Source organism: Aminobacter sp. AP02, from assembly GCF_003148805.1.
GTDB lineage: Bacteria > Pseudomonadota > Alphaproteobacteria > Rhizobiales > Rhizobiaceae > Aminobacter.
On record NZ_QGGX01000014.1, the window covers coordinates 1 to 18868 of the forward strand.

An 18868-nucleotide genomic window follows, 5' to 3' on the forward strand; every position below is an offset into this window, starting at 1 on the left:
GTCATGTCCGGCGTGGACCTCACCAATGGCGTCGGAAGGGGTCTTGTTGAGCATGATGGCGCTCCAGCTCCTTGAGTTTCCACTTGCGCGCGAGGATAGCGGCAAGGCTCCGGCATTTCCTGCCGAAGGTGTTGCAAATTCTGATAGTTGCAGCAGATATTATCGGATCAATTTGCCCTTTGAACAGGATATGCTGCAAATGAACCTTGACGCGATAGACATGCGCATCCTTACCGAGATCCAGGAGGACGCCAGCCTGACCAATGTCGAACTTGCCGCGCGCGTCGGCCTGTCGGCTTCCCCCTGTCTTGCCCGCGTGCGTACGCTGGAAGACGCGGGCGTCATCATCCGCCGCGTCGCCCTGCTCGATCCGGTGATGCTGGGCGCCAACGTCAGCGTCTTCATACAGGTCACGCTGGAAAAGCAGACCGAGGCGCTGCTCGAGGTTTTCGAGGCAGCGATGGCACGCTTTCCAGAGGTCATGGAGTGCTACCTGATGACCGGCGATTCTGACTATCTTCTGCGCGTGGTGGTGCGCGACACCGTCGCGCTCCAGCACTTCATCGTCGACCGCCTGTCCAAGACGCGCGGCGTCGCAAACATCCGCTCGAGCTTTGCCCTCAAGCAGGTCAAGTACAAGACCGCTCTGCCGCTCGAGGACCTCACCAGTACGCGGACGCGCAAATAGCCCACGCGTTGCAGTGTCTATGTCGAGGATCGCCGCCATCATCTGAAGGTCGCGGTCAGTTGTGGGAACGCCACCAGCAGCAGGACCAGGAACAGGGTGCAGGCGAGGTAGGGCAGCACGGCCAGGCTGACCTGTCCTAGCGACGTGCCCTTGGGTGCGACGCCAAGCAAGACGAACAGGCCCATGCCGAATGGCGGCGTGGCGAGCCCAATCTCCAGCGAAATCAGCATGACAATACCGAACCAGATCGGGTCGTAGCCGAGTCCGAGCGCCAGTGGAAAGAAGATCGGCACGGTCAGCATCATGATCGATGCCGCTTCCATGAACAGGCCGAGGAACAACAGGACCCCGAACATCGCCGCAAGCAGGACCACTGGCGCGACATCGAGCGACGTCGCCCAGGAGATCAGCCCCGGCGACGCGCCGGAGAAGGCCAACAGCTGGCTGAACGTCGACGAGCCCATGATGATCAGGAACACCATGCCACTGACCTTGGCCGATCCGACGATCGCGTTCCGGAATGCCACGACACTGAGGCTGCGGAAGCCGGCCGCGACGATGACCACGCCGAGCACGCCGAATGCCGCGGACTCTGTCGGGGTCGCGAGGCCAAGCACGATCAGACCGACGACGAGGAAGATGACAAACGCCATCGGCAGCAGGTTGATGGCGACAAGCCGAGTGATCTCGCCCCAGCTTGCCGGCTTGACATCGTAGCGCGGCGCGGCGTCGGGATCGATCCGAACCGAGATGAAGATCACCGCCGCGTAGAGCAGCGCCAGCAGTAGGCCGGGCACCAGTCCGGCAAGCAGCAGCGCCCCGATGTCGAGATGGGCAAGGCTGCCGAGCAGGACGGCGAGGCCCGAAGGCGGAATGATGATCGCCAGGCCGCCGCAGGCAACGATCGGCCCCATGGAGAGATGGTCCTTGTAGCCGCGCCGCGTCATCTCCGGCAGCAGCGAGGCGCCGAGCAGAGCCGTGTTTGCCATGCTCGACCCGGACAGCGCCGCAAACAGCGTGCCGCCCGACACGGTCATGTAGGACAACCGGCCCGGCAATCGGCCGAACAGCTTGTCGAGCACGTCGAAGATGCGGTTCGAAACACCTGTATGGAAGAACAGCTCGCCCATCAGGATGAATAGTGGGATCGTCACCAGCGTGAACGATGTGATCGAGGTCGTCGCATTGGCGACAAGTTGTTCCAGGCCTGCCTGGCCGCCGATGAAAACCAAGACGCCGATCATGTTGGCAAGCAGGAAGGCAAAGGCAACCGGTAGCGTCGAGGCCATCGACGCGATGATCAGCCCGATGAGCAGTGTACCCGAGAGATACCAGATCATGGTCACAGCCCTCCCGTCGCGTCGTGGGCTTCGGCGTCGTTCGCCGGCGACAGGCCCTGCCGCAAGAACTCGACCGCGCACAGGCCGAAGCCGGCGGCGATGGCTGCAAACAGCACCCAGCGCGGCATCTCGATCGAGCGGATGTCGAGTTCGCCGCGGCTATGGACATCGATGCCCATGCGCATGGCGATCACAAAGATCACCATGCAAACCCCGCAGCCCATTAGGCTGACGCCCCTGTGCAGCAGCTTCTGCCCGACGGCGGGCAAGGTCCGGTTGAGGATTTCGATACGCACATGGCCGTGATGGCGCACCAGGTAGGGAGCGATCGCCATGGTCAACAGCAGCATGGCGTATTCGGTCGCCGCACTCGTCCAGATCGGCGGTTGCAGGCCGGAGGCGCGAGCGCCGACGTCGTAAAGGACGGATACGCAGGTAAATACCAGGGCTGCGCCCGAAAGTCCGACGCAGCATGCGTCGCTGACAGTATCATAGGTCTTTGCAATGGAAGCCACGTTCGATCTCCAGATTCACGGCCGTGCCGCCGACGCGTCCTTCGCGCCGACGGCACCTTGGGAGGATTACCTGGAGAGTGCGCGACGCAGCGCGTCGGCGTTGTCGGGCGCATTGCGCGCCAGACGCTCCCAAACGAGTTCATGGGCCAAAGCCTTGTATTTGGCCCCGGCGTCGGCGCTCAGCTCGACGAGCTGCACGCCGGACTTGGCGATTTCGGCCGCTTCTTCGTCGGCCTGGATGCGGTAGGCATCCATGGTCTGCGCTTCCTGCGCGATTGCGGCGTCGACCAGCACCTTGCGGGCGGCTTCCGATACGGAATCGAACTTGCCGGCATTCATCACGATCAGCGTATCGATCTGCCAGACGGCGGGGCTCACGCGCGCCTTGATGAACTTGGTAACGCCAACATCACGGAAATTGATCCCAGTTGCCGCGAGACCGTCGACCATGCCACGCTCGAAGGCAGAGAAAGTTTCGGGCGGCGCCATCATCACATTGGTCGCCCCCATCGCCTCGAACCAGTCCTTGTATGCCGAGGACGAGCGCAGCTTCAGGCCGCGCAGATCCGGTACACCCTCATCGGTCAGCTTCGGCGCTTCGGTCAGGTAGAGGTAGAAGCCGATGCCACCGCTCATCCAGCCCAGAACTTCGGCATTCAGCTTCTTGCGCCAGATACCGGAGAGAAGCTCGATCGCGCCGGCCTTGCGCGCCTCGATCGGCGAGAGCTCAGATGCCTTCAGCGCATCAGCTTCCGGAACCACGCCCGAATAGTAGGAAGCGGCACCGAACTGGATGTCGAACACGCCGTTGCGGATCGCCGTGTCCTGCTGGTCGGCGGGAACGACTTCAGGACCGCCGACATGCTCGATCCGGACAACACCTTGGCCAGTCTCGTTCACACGGTCGACGAAGCGAAGATATTCCTTCACCACGGCATACGAACTCGGCCAGGTCGACACTGACTTGAGAACAACCTCGTCTGCTGCGGCGCCAAAAGGCGCGAACGCCACGACGGCGGCAATGCAAATTCTGAAGAACTTCATCGATTTCCTCCCTTCGATGCGGCCCACGCCCGGCTCGACCTCCTCCGGCGCCCTCACCGGACCATTGTGCCGGGCAGGACATCACCATCGAGCCTCAAAAGAATGCGCAGGCCATTCAGCAATAATTACGTAATATGATAAATATGTAAATGCTAAATATCGGATTTATCATTTTTTGATATTATCATGACGTCCCGTCTCACGACAAGGACGGGATAGCGATACCGCTTTGCGGACGGACCCGATGCTCGGTATCTCGGCAAGTTGGCGATGACTGTCGCCTGGCCCAAGGCTCATTTCAGAACGGCCAGGCAGGCAGGCAAACAAAGGCATGGCCTGGCGGCGACTCGACATCGCGCATCGCTGAGATGAAAGGGCATCCCCCCTGCGGGGAACGGAAAATTTCTGCTGCTCTTTCCCCGAAACGGCGAGTCGGCGCGCCGCTAGTCATCATGTCCTGCCTGAGCATTTGAGAGACCAGCCGCCAAGCTAAGGATGCGCCATCCTGCACCAAGCAATGCGCGCAAGCACCTCCCACGTGCCTGACGCCGGCGAACCGCGTTGCGGGAAAGCGCTGCAAGGGGTCTTGAACATCCTCTGTCAGTTTGCAGGCAGACCGGCGACCTCACCGCATGTTGCCACCATCGCCTTGATCTGGTCGGCAAAGACTGCAGGCGAACCGGCCGTCGCGGCTGCCACGTACCGGTCGGGGCGAATGAGCATCAGCACCGCGCGACCTGCGGGCATGACTGCGCCCATCAACCCGTCCAGCTCGCGCACCACCTCGATATCAGCGGCAGCCGTACGGTCCGGCAGCACCGTCGACGGAAGGACCGCGAGTGGGCGCCCGACATCAAAGCCCATCCAATGCTCACGCGCCTCGTCCAGAACACGTTGGGCATCTTCGCCATATGCTACCAGACGGAACCCTGGCCCCATCATATCGTCGAGCAACACGCGCTGGCCGCTTGCCGTCTCGATCATCGGCTGCAAGACCATCCGACCGACGATGTCGAGCTCGTCGTCGTCGGTCCTGATGAAGCCTTCGGTATAATGCGGCTTGGGCTTGTATTTCATCTGGGCAAAATAGGATTGCACGCGCGGAATGAGGCTGCTGATCCGGAAGGCCGTCTGCACCAGCCAGGCGTGCAGACGCGACGAAGGCACCATCACACCGCCCGAGCGTACCGCGAGCTGGATCAGCGCTGCCGCGTGCGGCCGCCTCTCGGCTTGGTAAGACTTCAGCAACCCCGGTCCGATCTCGCCCTTGACCACGGAGGCGAGCTTCCAGGCGATGTTATGCGCGTCGCGAATGCCGCTGTTCATGCCCTGCCCCGCAAATGGCGGCGACAGATGCGCGGCGTCACCAGCGAGGTAGATCCGCTCGGTACTCCAGTGGTCGGCAATGCGGGCATGGAAGGTGTAGATCTGCCTGCGTACAATCGGCTGGTCGGCATCGGGCCCATGAGCCGAGAGCAGCCGGTGGATTGCCTCGTCGCTGGTCATCGAGCCGTCGTTTTCGTGGTCGTGCAGCAGGAATTCGTAGCGGCGGATGCCACCCGGCCCAGGCAGCGTGATGAACGGACGTGCTGGATCGCACATGATGCGGGTCTGACGCAGCCGCTCGCGGGTTGAAGCCAGGTCGACGATCAGCCACCGCTGCTTGTAGGTCGAACCTTCGAACGTCGCGCCAACATGTTTTCGCGCCATCGAGCGGGCCCCGTCGCTGCCGACAAGATAGGCTGCGCGCACGGTGACCGCGCGGCCATCAGCCGCCCTTATGGTGAGCAGGATTCCGTCGGCATGCTCGTCGATCGCTTCGCACTCGTGCCCAAACAGGGTTTCAACGTTGGCAAAGCGACCGAGACCTCTGCACAGCGTTGCCTCGATCACCGGCTGCGAAAAGGCGTTGCGTTTGGGAAAGCCGTAATCGCGACTACTGGGCGCGACGGCGAGAAACCGAGTTCCACGTGCAGAGTAGTAATAGGAGCCGTAGTCCTGGGCGACATCCTTGAGCACGTCGTTGACCAGCCCGGCCGCCTGCATCGTCCGCAGCGATTCGTCGTCGATCGAAACCGCGCGCGGTTCGCCGACAGTAGAGGCGTTTCGCTCGATCAGGATGACACGGACGCCGGCCTGTCCGAGCAAATTGGCCACGGTCAAACCTGTCGGACCGGCACCGAGCACCGCGACATCGCATTGATAATCGGCCATCTCCGCCGTTCCTTCCCATTGCTTCGCTGGCGCTCACAAGACATGCGCCCAGCGCCCCCGGAAGCCCAGCCGACGGGGTCACGACCTCTGCGGTCCCTTATTGATATGCGCGCTGGTCTATCCGACGGCGCTGTGGCTTGCGATCGCGCCCTCGTCCGAGCGCCGCAACTGTTCGGTCAGAAGGCTGGCCGACGAGACAAGCAGGAGCACCAGCCGGCGTTCCAGGTCCTCGTGGTTGATCCTGGCCTCGAGAATGAGGCTGATGCTCGCCGACAGCCCCATTTCCGGCACCGAAATCGGTGCGGCGATAGCGATCAGCGCCGGATCGATCTCGCCATAGGAAATATGGTAGCCCTGCTTGCGGATGAAGGTGAACAGGTCGCCCTTCTGGCTAAGCTCGGCGGCCTCCGCCGAACCGTTACCGCTTCCACTGGCAAGCAGCTTCTTGCGCTGCTGGGCGGGAAGCTGGGCCAGTATCACCTTCGACGTCGACCCCCTGGTCAGCGGGATCGGCCGGCCCCGCTCGAACAGGCTCCACTCGAACTCGACATTCTTGGCGGCTTCGTGGTCAATACACATGACCATGTCGTTGCAAAGCCGTGACAGCAAGGCAACACACGGTACCCGCGCCTGCAGGACGACTTCGTGTAGCAGCGAGCTTCCGGCGCGCACCACCGGATCGGTATTGCGCGCCAGCCTGTCGTATCGCGGAAACGCAGAACCCAGCCGATAGCGGGCGCCGGTCGCCGGTTCGAGGAACGATGCCTTCACCAGGTCCCGAACGATGCGGTAGACGGTGCTTGCAGGCACGTCCAAGGCATTCGCCATCTCCTGGACGGACCAGACATCTGCGCTCTCGCTATATAACGACAGAACCGCAACAAACCGATCCAATCCTGACATGGTTATCCCTTCGGCAGTTCCTCTGTGATTTCATTGCGTAATTGACCAACTTTATCAATCTCGACTTCAACAACATCGCCAGGTTTCATGTACAGAGGCGGCACGCGCTTGAAGCCGACACCACCCGGCGTACCCGTGACCAGCACATCGCCGGGTGCAAGCGGAGTGAAGATCGAGATGTATGCGATCAGTTCCTCGATGGAAAACAACAGCTCCTCCAGCTTGGCCTGCTGGACGACCGTGCCATTGAGACGGGTCTCGATCTTGAGGTCGCCAAGCGCGCCGACTTCATCGGGGGTCACCATGAAGGGGCCGAATGCACCGGTGCCTGGGAAGTTCTTGCCTGGCATGAACTGGTGCGTGTGGTTCTGGAAGTCGCGCAGCGACGCATCGTTGAAGCAGGAATAGCCGGCAACGAACGACGCGGCCTCGCTCTTGGGAATCCGGAAACCGCTACGACCGATGACCACCGCAAGCTCGCCCTCATAATCGAGCGCCTCGGAAACCGGCGGACGGCGGATCGCAACGTTGTGACCGATCAGCGTGTCGGCAAAGCGCGCGAAAAGCGTCGGATAGGTCTGCTTCGGTCGCCCTGTCTCCAGGCGATGGCCCTCATAGTTGAGGCCGACGCAGATGACCTTGCCCGGCTCGGTTACCGGCGGCAGGTAGGCGATGTCGTCAACCGGGTAGTCGGCAGCAAGATCCGCCTTGGCCGACGGCACGAGCCCGAGTTCCGATGCCTTGAGATAGGACTTCAGGTCCGGAACGACGGAGCCGATACGGGCACCGAGATCGTGAACGCCCCGGCTGGTGACGATGCCGTAGCTCGCATTGCCTTCGGCTTGAAAAGATACAAAACGCATGCGGCTCTCCTCAGGCCCGCATCAGGCCGTCGCCCCACATGTTGAGCGTGCGCTCGACATGCGGCCATTCACGAACCGGACGGTCGTAGACGACCTCGAGTTCGGCCGAAACCTCGATCCAGTTCCCGTCCGGATCGACGATGAAAATGAAGATATTGTTGCCCGGCGCATGGCGCCCCGGCCCCCACATCAGCTTGATCTCGCGGTCGGCGAAACGGTCGCACCAATCGCGGATCGTGGTGAAATCGCCAGCCTCGTAGGAGTGGTGGTCGATGCCCGAACGGTTGCGATGAAGGAAGCAGGCAAGCGTGTGGTGCTCATGATTGGAACGCATGAAGCAGGTCATCACCTCACCGTCCTCGCCAAGAACGCGGTCCGACACGGCAAAGCCCAGCATGCCGGCGTAGAAGCGCTCGATGGCGCCGATGTCTTGCGAAGCAAGCGTCAGGTGCTGGATCGGGCCCTTGATGCCAACCTTGATCTCGTCGCCGCCCTTGGCCATGCCGAAGACCACATGGTTGCCATCGGGATCGCGAACCACGAATGCACCCGGTCCAAGCAGCGGCGTCGAGAAGGTACGCGGGTCGAGCCCCTCTGCGATGGCGCGCTCGTAAATGCGCTTGAGCCCATCAACGTCGCGGCATGCAAAGGCACAATGCGCCAGCTTCTTGGCCGGCCCCTTGCTGATCAGGACCCGGCGGCGCGGACCACGGCAGATGATGATGTCGCCTTCGCGCTCGACGACCGGCATGTCCATCGTGTCGCTATAGAACTGCGCCAGGGCGTCCGGATCCGGGCTGTGAAGATGGATGTGGTGCAGATACGCACCCGCCTCAACGGTCGTAAGCTTCATGTCGATCTCCTATACCCGTATTATGATAAAATAACACAAAATGTCAATCCGATATTCTCATTTTTTGACTATCATGCATTTTCACTTTGGCAAAAACTGGCGCAAAGTATCGCTGGGAAGGGCTTTCCCTCGTCCCGGCACGTCCGCGCGGCGCATTAACGGCCGCTGCTCGTGCCGAGTCGGACTGCAAACCAGGAAGCGAGCACCGGCAGGATGATCGATGCGGCAATGAATACCGGGCCTGCACCCCATCTGTCGAAGACCAGCGCAGCCGCCGCGACGCCCGCCGTTTGGCCAAAGAACAGCGACGAGGCATAGATCGCCACGCCGGTGCCCCGCGCCTCGGGCGCCATCTGCGTCGCGCTTACCTGCAGCGTGTTGTGCAGCATGTAGAAGCCAAGGCCCATTACAGCGGTGAGCACAGGTGCCAGCCATACGGTGGGCATGACGCTGAGCACGCCGAAGGCGATGGAAAGCACGAGCCCGCCGCGCCGCGCCAGTCCGGCCGGCCCCATCCAGTCGAGCAGGCGCTGTGAAGTAGCGGAGAAGATGAGTCCGCCCAGGCCGAAGGTAGCAACGACCACGCCCGCGCCACCGACGCCCAGGCCGAACCGCTGTTGCAGATGGCTGGCCAGGAACGCCATTGCCCCGAAAACGGCAAAGCCTTCGATGAACACAGCGCCAAGGACGGTGCGCACCCAGCCGTCGCGCAGCAGGCTGCCCATGCGCTTGAAGAGCGCGACAGGGCCCAGATCCTGGACGAATGACTTAGTTTCGGCCTTTCGCCTCAACCAGAGCTCGAACAGCATCGCCGCGCCGACGGCGAATTGCAGGCACGCAATGACCAGGAAAACACTGCGCCAGCCCATGAATTCGCCGAGCACGCCGCCGATCGCCTGGCCGAATATCACGCCGAGGATCTGGCCCGGCAGGAAGCGGGCTAGCACGTTCTGGCGCTGTTCGAAATCGACCGAATCGCCAATCCAGGCCAGTGCCATCGGCATGATCGCCGCTGCTGTCGCACCCGACGCCAGGCGCGCGAGGGTCAGCGCGTCGATCGAAACGGCGTAGACGCACAGCAGCGCGCCGAACCCCGAAAGCAGCGTCGCGACGGTGGCGGTGCGGAATTTGCCGAACCTGTCGCCGATCAGGCCGCCGACCAGCTGGAACATGCCATAGGTTATGGAAAACGCGATCACCACATTGGCCGCGACTCCGGTGCTAACACCGAACTCACCGCCGATCGCCGGCAGAAGCGGGTCGGCGACGCGAATGGAAGCGGCGCTGGCAAACGCCGCGAGCGACAGCAGCGCGACCGCGCGCCATGGGATAGGCGCGCGCGCTGCCTCGGCCGCGGGCCTGGTCTTTTCGACAAGCATGGCTGTTATCCGGACTGGAACAATTGCCCGGCTGGCCGCCGCCGCGAGGCATTTTTGAGCGAAAAGCGGCGGCTGAATGCTGCGCGGCGGTCACCGCCCGAAGGCGGCGACGGCCGGTCGTCAGCTGTTACTTCGCAAAGGCTTCGGCAAAGAAGCTGCGCATGGCTTCCCACGAGCGGCGGTCGGCCCTTTCGTGATAGGCCACGCCGGGAATGCCAGCGCGATCGGCATAGATGTTGGTGAAGCTGTGCTCGGCGCCGCCATAGACGTTGACCTGCCAGTCGGCCTCGGCGTTGCGCATTTCGTCCTGGAAGGTCGAGATCTGGGTATCGGGAACGATGCCATCGCCGCCGCCGGTGCAGACCAGCACCTTGGACTTGACCGCGCCCTTTTGCGCCGGATCGACAGCATCGAGGTTGCCGTGGAAGCAGACAACGCCCTTAAGGTCCGCACCGTCTCGGGCAAGCTCCAGCACCGAGATGCCACCAAGGCAGAAGCCGATCGCGCCCAGGCGCGAGGAATCGACCTGCGGATGGTTGGCAAGTTGCTCGAGACCAGCGCGCAGGCGATCACGGAAGCTGCGCGAATTGGCGCGCATTTCGCCGACGATCGGCAGGGCCTCGTTCAGTGCCTTGGGCTGGAACCGGCCGCCGAAGAGGTCGATGGCGAGACCGACATAGCCGAGTTCGGCCAGCCGGCGGGCCCGCTCCTTGGGCTGTTCGCCCAGGCCCCACAGGTCGTGGATCACCAGCACGCCCGGACGCTTGCCGGTCTGCGTCTCGTCATAGGCAGCATACGCGCCGAAACTCCGCCCCGTGTGGTTGTAGTCGAAATCTTCGGTCCGCATGGCACATGCTCCTCGGTTGGGATTGAACAGCCGTTGGGAGGCCGGACAACACCACCGGCCTCTGGATTGAAGTGTTAGGCAGCGAGCAGCCGTAGCGCTTCGGATGCCTTCATTCCGTCGCGCACGCCCTTCTGACGAGCGAGGTCGTTGGCCGCCGAGATAATGCCGTCCTCATAGGTGCTGACGCCATCACCGATGCGCGCCGACAAGGCCGCCACTGCGGCAGCAGCCACGCCAATGGCGTTGCATGCCGGCAGGCCGCCAATGCCGGTGTGGTTCTTGGCCATGCCCGCGTCGTTGCCGATCCAGCCCTTGACCTTCCACTTCTTGACGAGATCGGCGGCGATGGAGCCCGAATGCGCACCCCAGGCGATGACGTCGTTGCTGTGGTCGTCTTCCGGCAGGAGATTGGTCAGGGCCGAGGACGCGTAGATGCGGCTGCTGCCGACCTTGTCCTTTTCGAAAACCTTCTTGTCGAACGGCACCGCGACATCGCTCGGTTTGCCGGCCTGGGCAGCGAGCAGGAGCTTGGCTGCCTCGGTCACGTTTTGGCCCGGCTTCACGCCAAGAGCCAGCGCCTGGGCGTTGGCGTGGCTGATGATGCCAGCCGCCATCGAGCGGCCGTTCGAGATCGAAGCCGACAGGCATTCCACCGCAGCGACCGGGAAGTCGTGCTTTTCGCCGAGATACAGGGCGCCGATGCCTGCGTCGTCTTTGCCGATGCCGGCATTGTGCGCGATCATCGCCTTGACGCCGGTCTTGATGGCATGAGGCAGGTTGGCTGCGCCACAATAGGAGCCGGCAATGACGACATCGTTGATGGTGATGCTCTTGTCATAGATGTAGAGCAGCGAATCCATTGCCACGACATTGCCGTTCGAACTCTTGTAGATGGCCTCAACCGTCTTCAGGCCGACCGGTGCAGGATCCGGGTCCGTACCCATAGCCTGGGCCAGGGCGGTGTTTTTGTAGGCGATCAACGATGCGGCGAGTACTGCGGAGCTGCCTAGGAATGTGCGACGGTTCATAGCGTTTCCCCTTAATGCATCACTTCTGGACGATTGTGACTTTTTACGTCCGGTGAACTTACATACTTATCATAATTAGGTAATTATGCCACAAGTCAACATCATATTATCATATTTTGGTATTTTCGTAACGATTGTTGCGCCGCCTTACTCGCACGCACCTCGTTCGACGATCTCGACGCGCCCACCGTCCGGAACCTCGACGAAGGCGACGCGGACACCGGGCCGGGCCTGTTTCGGCTCGACGGGAAACCGCGCGCCTTTGCGCCGCAATTCGGCGACAGCCCTATCAAACTCATCCGTTGAAAGCGCAAAATGCTCCAATCCGTTGCGGTCGGGTTCGGCCCCGCCTGCCGGCGCCTGTTCGACATAGATCAGCTGACCAGCCAGGCGTATGACGACGCGAAGGCCATTTGCCGTGTTGCTGGCAGAAAGCCGCTCCGCCCCGAACATGTCGACATAGGCCTGGGCGGCTGCTTCCGGCTCCCGGTTCCAGCAATGAAGATGATCCAGCGTGAACATCGCCCTTACACCCGCTGGCCCGCTTGTGCCACAGCTCCGGCTTCCTGTACCGTCACTTGTAGTTTGCCGCCACTTCGAGCGCCGATAGGGGGGCTGCCGTCTGACTCCCAAGCTCAAAGTCGAGTTCATTCGGGCTGACCAGGACACAGTCCTCGTCGGCATAGACCCATTGGCCGGGGCTGAATAGGGCTCCGCCGAAATTGACGACGCCCTTGCCGACACCCGAAACCGGATTCCAACCACGCCGCGCGGTCGCGCCCAGCGCCTTGACGCCGATGTCTAGCTCGTCGATGGCACAAGAGTCGCGCACCGCGCCGTAGATCACCACACCCGCCCAGTTATTTGCGACGGCAACGCTTGCGATGCGATCGCCCATGATGCCAACTCTGAGCGAACCGCCACCGTCGACGACCAGCACTTTGCCCCTGCCGTCCGCCTTCAGCGCGTTCAGGACCGGCAAATGGTCCTCATGCGTCCACACCGTCGCGCATTGCCCAAAGAAGCGCTTGCGGCGGCCGAAACTGCGAAACTGCAGTTCGCAAACGTGGAGCGTCTGGTGGTAGTGGTCGTAGAGATCGGCAGTTGTCACCATCATCGTCGAGTCGCCTTCAGTTGGAGTGCGGTGCATTGCATGTTGCGGCCGGCGTCCGGCCCCCAGCCATCGCCAGTGCCGTTCGGCTGGCCGGCTTGCGACTCAGAACATCGGAAATCTGCCGACCGGCCTCGACCAGCGCCATGAGGTCGACACCGGTTTCGATGCCAAGCCCATCAAGCATGTAGACCAGGTCTTCGGTCGCGAGATTGCCAGCGGCCCCAGGCGAAAACGGGCATCCGCCGAGACCAGAGACCGAGCTGTCGACCACCGAAATGCCCAGCTCGAGGCATGTCAGCGTGTTGGCAAGGGCCTGGCCGTAGGTGTCGTGGAAATGCACAGCCACCTGTTCGCGTGGAATGGCGGCGATCGCGGCTTCGGCCATTGCCCTGGCCAGCCTTGGCGAGGCTGCGCCTGTCGTGTCGCACATGGAAATTTCGTAGCAGCCCATCTCGCTCAGGCTGGCAGCGATTTCGGCGGCGCCGCCGGGTTTGACCCAGCCTTCATAGGGGCAGTGCACCGCGCATGAGACATAGCCCCGGATCCGCATGCCGTAAGCTTGCGCCCCCGCCGCCACTTCGGCGAAGCGCGCTAGACTTTCCTGGCGCGAGGCGCGGAGGTTGGCACGCGCAAAGCTTTCTGTCGCCGCGGCAAAGATGGCGACCGTGCGCGCGCCGGCCTCCTTGGCCAGTTCCAGGCCGCGAAGGTTGGGGACCAGCACCGGCAACTCGACGCCTTCGCCGCCACGGAAATGCGCAACGATGCGGTCGGTGTCCGCCATTTGCGGCACCCAGCGCGCCGCAACGAAGCTGCCGGCCTCGATCGTCTTCAGCCCGGCAGCGATAAGGCTCTCGACAAGCGACAGCTTGGCTGCGAGGGGCACGACACCCTTCTCATTCTGGAGGCCGTCGCGCGGCCCGACCTCCACGATCCTGACCGACTTGGGCAGCGCCCCGCCAGAGACGCCGAAAGTGCCTACCCCGGTCATGCCACCCCGTCCTGCCGCAACCGCGCGATCTGTTCGGCGTCTAAACCGAGCCGGCGGGATAGGATGTCGTCGGTGTCGGCGCCGAGTTCCGGACCGGTCCAGCGGACACGTCCTGGCGTCGCCGAGAGTTTTGGGAAAACCCCTTGCATGGTCACGCTGCCCAGCGTTGGATCGGGCACCTCAAGAACTGCCTCGCGTGCCCTGAAATGTGGATCTTCGGCGACCGCCCTTGCGTCGTTGACGGGCCCCGCGGGGACGCCATGCTCGTCCATCAGCTCCAGCAATTCGGCTTGTGTCTTGGTCACTGTCCAGCTGGCAATGATCTCGTCGAGTTCATGCTGGTAGCGGCCACGCGCCGCATGGCTTGCAAATCGTTCGTCAATTGCGAGCTCCGCCGCATCCATGGCGATAGCCAGTTCCTTGAACAGGCCGTCGGCATTGGCGCCGATCAGCACGGGCTGGCCATCAGCGGTGGGATAGAGATTTGAAGGAGCGATACCGGGAAGGAGCGGGCCGGTGCGCTTGCGGATCGCGCCCGTTTCAGCGAATTCGGAGATAACGCTTTCGAGAACGCCGAGCACGCTCTCGGCGATCGACACGTCAACGTCCTGTCCCTTGCCTTGACTACACGGCCGCGCCACCAACGCCGAGAGCACGCCAATCGTGGCATAAAGACCGGCGAGCGAGTCACCGATCGAAATGCCCACACGCGTTGGCATCCTGTCGGGATGGCCAGTGAGGCTCCTGAGGCCGCTCATCGCCTCGGCGATGGCGCCGAAGCCGGCCCGGTCGCTGTAGGGGCCGGTCTGGCCGAAACCCGACACGCGGGCAACGATGAGCTTGTCGTTTTCCTGGCGCAGCGTGTCGGGTGCAAGTCCCCATCGTTCCAGCGTTCCTGGTCGGAAGTTCTCGATCAGAACGTCTGCGTCGCGAACAAGTTCACGTACGATCTGCTGGGCTTCGGGCTTGCGCAGGTTAAGGGTAACGGAGCGCTTGTTGCGGCCGATGACCGGCCACCACAGCGAACGCCCGTTGGTGGCCTTTACCGCACCCCACTGGCGCATCGCGTCGCCGATGATCGGCGGCTCGATCTTGATGACCTCCGCTCCCAGGTCGGCAAGCAGCTGGCCGCAGAACGGGCCGGCGATGAACGAGCCGAGCTCGACCACCCTGATCTGCGACAGCGGCCCGCTGGACAGCGCCGGTGCCTGATCGCAAGTTACCGATCGCCCGTCCTCGACGTGCGTACTCATCGCAACTCTCCTCCCAAAGTTGATTGCCGCGGCCTCCACCGCGGCATCGTGATCGGCAGCTATCCGCCGATCTTTGCGCCCTGTTCCTCATAGAAGCGGATGGCGCCGGCATGAAACGGCAGCGCAGTGTCGGTGCACAACACCTGCGCGCTGATCGGCGAGGTCAGCGGGCTGAACGGGCTGGGATACATGCCCTCGACCTCCGAGGCATGCTGCACGATCGCCTGGGTGACGAGATAGGCATAGCGCTCTGGCAGATCGCGGCGGCAATACAGGCACCAGCCGCTGAAGTCGACGCAGGCCACGTCCTGGTTCTGCAGGCGGAACTTACCAGCCGGCAGGGTCGCCGTCCTGGCGCCATATTTGGCTTCGAGCCGATTCAGCACCGCCTCGTCGATCGACAGGAACTGCATGTCGACGGTATCGGTCATATCCTTCCATGGCTTGGTCATGATCGCCTCGTCGAAGATCGCGTCGAGCTCGCCGTCACGCAGCTTGTCGATACGGCTCTTCTGCTTGACGTGTACCGCAAGCGCCTCAATCGGCGCCCGGTCGGAATCGATGACCTGGCCGCCCCAGGCTTCGATGTCGGCAAGACTGAAGCCGTATTCTTCCAGTACCTTGTCGATGATCCAACCGCCTGGATGATCCATGCCACGCGGCGGGATGCCGACACGCAGCGGAATCTTGCGGTCGCGGATCTGCTCGATGCTGGTGATGCCCAGTTCCTTGCGCACCATCATCGTCGATACGTCGTGGTGCGGCAGCACGGCCAGCGCCACCAGGTCGAGTTCGTGATTGGAGGCGACCTTGGCCTCGCTGATCGCCTTCACCAGCCATGGCGGCGAGGACATGCCGGTGTGATAGACGCCGCGATGCACCAGCTCAGGCCCTTCGAAGCACATCTGGCCGGCATGCTTGGTATGGGTCGAGATGGTCGACCCCTTGGGCAGCGGGCTGTGATAGCCGTTCAGCGCATGCGCCAGCACCGCGCCCAGCCGCAGCCAGTTGAAGCCCGGCGTCAGCATCTTGAATTCGACCGGATGGTCGTCGTCGAGAATGATCAAGGTAACCTCTATTCAATGTTGGCTTGCGGCGGGCGTGGCGAAATGTCAGGCGGATTTGCCCGGCACGTTCGGCCAGTCGTGGGCAAGGTCGGACCACTTCATGATGCCGACGCCCGGCGCGCCCATCATCAGCGACTTGTCCTCGGGATAGGGCTCCCATGTACAGATCTCGAGCTTGTGACCTTCCGGAGTCATGAAGTAGAAGGTGGTGCAGTCGATGCCGCGGTGACGGTAGGGCCCCGACACCGGGATGATCTTCTTCAGGCGCTCGAAATTGGCTTCGAGGTCCTTGGCCGTGACCTTGAACGCCACGTGCGGGGCGATGTTCTCGTCATCCTTGCGCACGGTCATGTCGCCTTCCGGCACCTCGGTGCACTGGAACAGCACGTCACCGACGCGGATGAAGATGTGGGGCACGCGACCCATGTTGCGGTCAGTCTCATCAAAGCCGGCATAGTAGTAGGGCACGCCGCCGAGTACTTCACGTACGAAACGCTCCATTAGCGCGATGTTGCGCGTAGGCAGCGCGAAATGGTCGACACTAGCGAGGCCGAATGCATTCTCTCGGCTCTTGTCCCGCTCGCCGGGCGCCATGGTCCTGTTCTGTAGGCCGATCTCAGTTGTAGACACGTTTGTTTCCTCCTTTAGCTGAGAACTTTTTCGGCATCCCTGCCGCGCTGGAGCAACTGACCGACACGCGCCGCGCGCCTGCCCAGTGCCCTCGCCGCGGCTTGGTCCGCCTCCGATGGCCGCACCCTTACACCCTGCACCTTCGAGGTCGCAGTGGCGCCGTAAGGCGAGCCAGCATCTTCAAATATCGCCGCCGTGTAGCCCGGAGAGGCAATCACCATACCCAGATGCGTCATCGCCACGGCAAGCGACATCAGGGTCATCTCGTGGCCGCCATGCGGCGTCGACGCCGTGGTGAAGGCAGCGCCGACCTTGTCTTCGAAGGCCCCTGCCCGCCACAGCGTGCTCAGCCCGTCGATGAAGCATTTCATTTCGGCCGACATGGTGCCCATCCGCGTCGGGCAGCCAAGGACCAGCACATCCGCCCCGATCACATCGTCGGAGGTCGCCACCGGGCACGCCCGAAACACGGCAAACTTGGAGCCGATGCGCTGATCCTGCAGAAGCACCTGCTCGTCGCGAAGCTCCGCCACGCGCCGCATCTCGACCTTAACCTCCGGCCCGAGCGCAGCACCCGCGGCCACGGCTTCTGCCAGGCAGTGCGTATTGCCGCTCCAGGAATGAAACAACACCAGCACGCGCAGCTCGGGCCGGCCCGTACGGTGGGCCTCGACTTTCGCGATAGGGTTGCTCTTCATTTCCATATCATTCTCATAATATGGAAATCGGAGCATGTCTATATCAAACCTATTATCATTATTAGCCGCAACGACTAACAAACCGGCAGATGGGAGCGGCCCTGCAGATCAAGCGAACGGACATAGTCTCCGGCGAGTTCGCGTGCCATAGCTGGCTGGCCACCGGATCGCTAGTCGAAGTTTGGCAGCCCCATAAACAGCAATACTGACGTCGTGGTGGCGTCGGTATCGTCTCGCGATTGCTCCGTGATCGCCAGCATCGGGTCGTGGACCGGCCAGATGTTCAAGTAGTCGGCGTGGAGGATCATGATGACGGCCCTCTTGCCCGGGGTCAGCGAATCGAAGCGGGCTTTCAGCCGCATCGCCATCGCGCCACCGCAGGGCTTCCCGTGGTAACCTTGACGCTGTAGCAGCCTGACGTGGCAAGCGCCAAGTCGAGCGTGTCGGTGACGTCGTCGACGTTCATGGTCGTGCACGGCGCTGTCACATTGAATTCTTATCAATTACTTTGCGGTAGTCGTGAAGGATGAACAACGCGGCGCCAACCTATAATAACCATCGCTTCCCAATTGAAATTGTTTCTCGCTCTGGCCGTATTGCCGGTTCAATGTCAGCCTGCGGGAAGTCGAGGGGATGATGTTGGAGCGCGGTGTGCCCGTTTCGTATGAAACGATCCGCCGGTGGTGCCGATCGCACAGTTTCATGATCACAGCCTGATTGCGCCGCAAATCGCTTTCGTCCAACGGCGTATGGTATCTCGACGAGGCTGTCGTTCGCATTAGCGGCAGAAAGTGCTGGCTGTGGCGGGCCGTCGATCAGGACGGCTATGTGCTGGATGAAATCGTCCAAACCCGTCGCAACACCAAAGCTGCCAGGCGTTTGCTGGTTCGACTTATGAAGAAACAGGGCTCAGCGCCAAAACGCATCATCACCGACAAGCTGGTGCCGCCCTGCGAAAGGTCATGCCGCATGTCGAGCATCGCTCTCATAAAGGTCTCAGTAATCGCGCAAAGAAATCGCATCTGCCGTTCCGAGAGCGGGAACGAACACGACAAGGATTTCGGTCGATCGGTTCGCTGCAACGATTTGTCTCGCTGTTCTCATCTATCCGATACCATTTCGCCAAATCAAATCGTCCCGCCCCCCCAAGATCCAATCCTTTCGTCACCGACTGGGCGTATCTCCAAGCCGGGCTCGGCGTGCAAACCTGGTTCTGCGACCCGCAGTCGCCGTGGCAGAAAGGTTCGGTTGAAAACACCAACCGCAGAGCCCGCAAATGGCTGCCGCGGGACCTCGATCCTCTGTCGGTCAACGACAGCGACCTGAAGGGTATTTGCGACCGCCTCAATAACACGCCGCGTAAATGCCTCGGCTTCAAGACACCGTCTGAGGTGTTCCGGCAAAAGCTGATGACGGCGTCGAGGCGCTCAGGCTAATTTGAGCC

At 62.2% G+C, this 18868-nt stretch carries 19 protein-coding genes and 1 pseudogene; 2 read left to right on the forward strand and 18 right to left on the reverse strand.

The window, feature by feature from the left end:
- The first annotated feature begins 190 nt into the window (after window positions 1-190).
- Complete coding sequence (locus C8K44_RS17915; protein WP_109577284.1) at window positions 191-688, forward strand: Lrp/AsnC family transcriptional regulator; 498 nt, start codon at window positions 191-193, stop codon at window positions 686-688.
- Between the two features lie 38 nt (window positions 689-726).
- On the opposite strand, the gene C8K44_RS17920 is transcribed toward C8K44_RS17915, so the two are convergent.
- From C8K44_RS17920 to C8K44_RS18005, 18 genes are all read right to left on the reverse strand, one after another.
- A complete protein-coding gene (locus C8K44_RS17920) occupies window positions 727-2028 on the reverse strand; it encodes a TRAP transporter large permease (RefSeq protein ID WP_109577161.1) in 1302 nt (433 codons plus the stop codon).
- A gap of 2 nt (window positions 2029-2030) precedes the next feature.
- The gene (locus tag C8K44_RS17925; RefSeq protein WP_158282750.1) at window positions 2031-2543 is read right to left on the reverse strand and encodes a TRAP transporter small permease; all 513 of its coding nucleotides are present in this window, start codon (window positions 2541-2543) and stop codon (window positions 2031-2033) included.
- A gap of 66 nt (window positions 2544-2609) precedes the next feature.
- Window positions 2610-3587, reverse strand: a complete 978-nt coding sequence (dctP, locus tag C8K44_RS17930) for a TRAP transporter substrate-binding protein DctP (protein WP_109577163.1) — start codon at window positions 3585-3587, stop codon at window positions 2610-2612.
- 600 nt (window positions 3588-4187) lie between these two features.
- The gene (locus C8K44_RS17935) at window positions 4188-5801 is read right to left on the reverse strand and encodes a bifunctional 3-(3-hydroxy-phenyl)propionate/3-hydroxycinnamic acid hydroxylase (protein ID WP_109577164.1); all 1614 of its coding nucleotides are present in this window, start codon (window positions 5799-5801) and stop codon (window positions 4188-4190) included.
- 117 nt (window positions 5802-5918) lie between these two features.
- A complete protein-coding gene (locus tag C8K44_RS17940; RefSeq protein WP_109577165.1) occupies window positions 5919-6704 on the reverse strand; it encodes a helix-turn-helix domain-containing protein in 786 nt (261 codons plus the stop codon).
- A 2-nt stretch (window positions 6705-6706) separates the two neighbouring features.
- Window positions 6707-7567, reverse strand: coding sequence for a fumarylacetoacetate hydrolase family protein (locus C8K44_RS17945; protein WP_109577166.1), 861 nt, complete (start codon window positions 7565-7567; stop codon window positions 6707-6709).
- Window positions 7568-7577: 10 nt separating this feature from the next.
- Window positions 7578-8420, reverse strand: coding sequence for a VOC family protein (locus C8K44_RS17950; RefSeq protein ID WP_109577167.1), 843 nt, complete (start codon window positions 8418-8420; stop codon window positions 7578-7580).
- A 155-nt stretch (window positions 8421-8575) separates the two neighbouring features.
- Window positions 8576-9799: an MFS transporter gene (locus C8K44_RS17955; protein WP_109577168.1), complete on the reverse strand. Its 1224-nt coding sequence runs from the start codon at window positions 9797-9799 to the stop codon at window positions 8576-8578.
- Between the two features lie 127 nt (window positions 9800-9926).
- A complete protein-coding gene (locus C8K44_RS17960) occupies window positions 9927-10646 on the reverse strand; it encodes a dienelactone hydrolase family protein (RefSeq protein WP_109577169.1) in 720 nt (239 codons plus the stop codon).
- A gap of 74 nt (window positions 10647-10720) precedes the next feature.
- On the reverse strand, window positions 10721-11674 hold the full coding sequence (locus C8K44_RS17965; protein WP_146203958.1) for a hypothetical protein: 954 nt from the start codon (window positions 11672-11674) through the stop codon (window positions 10721-10723).
- Between the two features lie 147 nt (window positions 11675-11821).
- Window positions 11822-12196, reverse strand: a complete 375-nt coding sequence (locus tag C8K44_RS17970; RefSeq protein WP_158282751.1) for a VOC family protein — start codon at window positions 12194-12196, stop codon at window positions 11822-11824.
- Window positions 12197-12248: 52 nt separating this feature from the next.
- The gene (gene rraA, locus C8K44_RS17975; RefSeq protein WP_199227132.1) at window positions 12249-12791 is read right to left on the reverse strand and encodes a ribonuclease E activity regulator RraA; all 543 of its coding nucleotides are present in this window, start codon (window positions 12789-12791) and stop codon (window positions 12249-12251) included.
- A gap of 13 nt (window positions 12792-12804) precedes the next feature.
- Window positions 12805-13776, reverse strand: coding sequence for a hydroxymethylglutaryl-CoA lyase (locus C8K44_RS17980; RefSeq protein WP_109577172.1), 972 nt, complete (start codon window positions 13774-13776; stop codon window positions 12805-12807).
- Window positions 13773-15029, reverse strand: coding sequence for a CoA transferase (locus tag C8K44_RS17985; protein WP_109577173.1), 1257 nt, complete (start codon window positions 15027-15029; stop codon window positions 13773-13775). Before C8K44_RS17985 ends, C8K44_RS17980 begins: the two co-directional genes overlap by 4 nt.
- Window positions 15030-15088: 59 nt before the next feature.
- Complete coding sequence (locus C8K44_RS17990) at window positions 15089-16096, reverse strand: TAXI family TRAP transporter solute-binding subunit (protein WP_109577174.1); 1008 nt, start codon at window positions 16094-16096, stop codon at window positions 15089-15091.
- A gap of 45 nt (window positions 16097-16141) precedes the next feature.
- The gene (locus C8K44_RS17995; RefSeq protein WP_146203959.1) at window positions 16142-16726 is read right to left on the reverse strand and encodes a VOC family protein; all 585 of its coding nucleotides are present in this window, start codon (window positions 16724-16726) and stop codon (window positions 16142-16144) included.
- A gap of 14 nt (window positions 16727-16740) precedes the next feature.
- A complete protein-coding gene (gene wrbA, locus C8K44_RS18000) occupies window positions 16741-17424 on the reverse strand; it encodes an NAD(P)H:quinone oxidoreductase (RefSeq protein ID WP_158282752.1) in 684 nt (227 codons plus the stop codon).
- Between the two features lie 170 nt (window positions 17425-17594).
- Complete coding sequence (locus C8K44_RS18005) at window positions 17595-17792, reverse strand: hypothetical protein (RefSeq protein ID WP_158282753.1); 198 nt, start codon at window positions 17790-17792, stop codon at window positions 17595-17597.
- A gap of 214 nt (window positions 17793-18006) precedes the next feature.
- On the opposite strand from C8K44_RS18005, the pseudogene C8K44_RS27740 reads away from it, so the two are divergent.
- Window positions 18007-18860: pseudogene (locus C8K44_RS27740) on the forward strand (IS6 family transposase); the annotation flags it as partial.
- Window positions 18861-18868 lie beyond the last annotated feature (8 nt).

Coding starts and splice junctions, on each gene's coding strand:
- C8K44_RS18005 (WP_158282753.1), bottom strand. CDS start 17,792: ATGGCGATGCGGCTGAAAGCCCGCTTCGATTCGCTGACCCCGGGCAAG.
- C8K44_RS17965 (WP_146203958.1), bottom strand. CDS start 11,674: ATGAACCGTCGCACATTCCTAGGCAGCTCCGCAGTACTCGCCGCATCG.
- C8K44_RS17960 (WP_109577169.1), bottom strand. CDS start 10,646: ATGCGGACCGAAGATTTCGACTACAACCACACGGGGCGGAGTTTCGGC.
- C8K44_RS17985 (WP_109577173.1), bottom strand. CDS start 15,029: ATGAGTACGCACGTCGAGGACGGGCGATCGGTAACTTGCGATCAGGCA.
- wrbA (WP_158282752.1), bottom strand. CDS start 17,424: ATGAAGAGCAACCCTATCGCGAAAGTCGAGGCCCACCGTACGGGCCGG.
- C8K44_RS17935 (WP_109577164.1), bottom strand. CDS start 5,801: ATGGCCGATTATCAATGCGATGTCGCGGTGCTCGGTGCCGGTCCGACA.
- C8K44_RS17950 (WP_109577167.1), bottom strand. CDS start 8,420: ATGAAGCTTACGACCGTTGAGGCGGGTGCGTATCTGCACCACATCCAT.
- C8K44_RS17920 (WP_109577161.1), bottom strand. CDS start 2,028: ATGATCTGGTATCTCTCGGGTACACTGCTCATCGGGCTGATCATCGCG.
- C8K44_RS17980 (WP_109577172.1), bottom strand. CDS start 13,776: ATGACCGGGGTAGGCACTTTCGGCGTCTCTGGCGGGGCGCTGCCCAAG.
- C8K44_RS17940 (WP_109577165.1), bottom strand. CDS start 6,704: ATGTCAGGATTGGATCGGTTTGTTGCGGTTCTGTCGTTATATAGCGAG.
- C8K44_RS17955 (WP_109577168.1), bottom strand. CDS start 9,799: ATGCTTGTCGAAAAGACCAGGCCCGCGGCCGAGGCAGCGCGCGCGCCT.
- dctP (WP_109577163.1), bottom strand. CDS start 3,587: ATGAAGTTCTTCAGAATTTGCATTGCCGCCGTCGTGGCGTTCGCGCCT.
- C8K44_RS17915 (WP_109577284.1), top strand. CDS start 191: ATGCTGCAAATGAACCTTGACGCGATAGACATGCGCATCCTTACCGAG.
- rraA (WP_199227132.1), bottom strand. CDS start 12,791: ATGATGGTGACAACTGCCGATCTCTACGACCACTACCACCAGACGCTC.
- C8K44_RS17970 (WP_158282751.1), bottom strand. CDS start 12,196: ATGTTCACGCTGGATCATCTTCATTGCTGGAACCGGGAGCCGGAAGCA.
- C8K44_RS17945 (WP_109577166.1), bottom strand. CDS start 7,567: ATGCGTTTTGTATCTTTTCAAGCCGAAGGCAATGCGAGCTACGGCATC.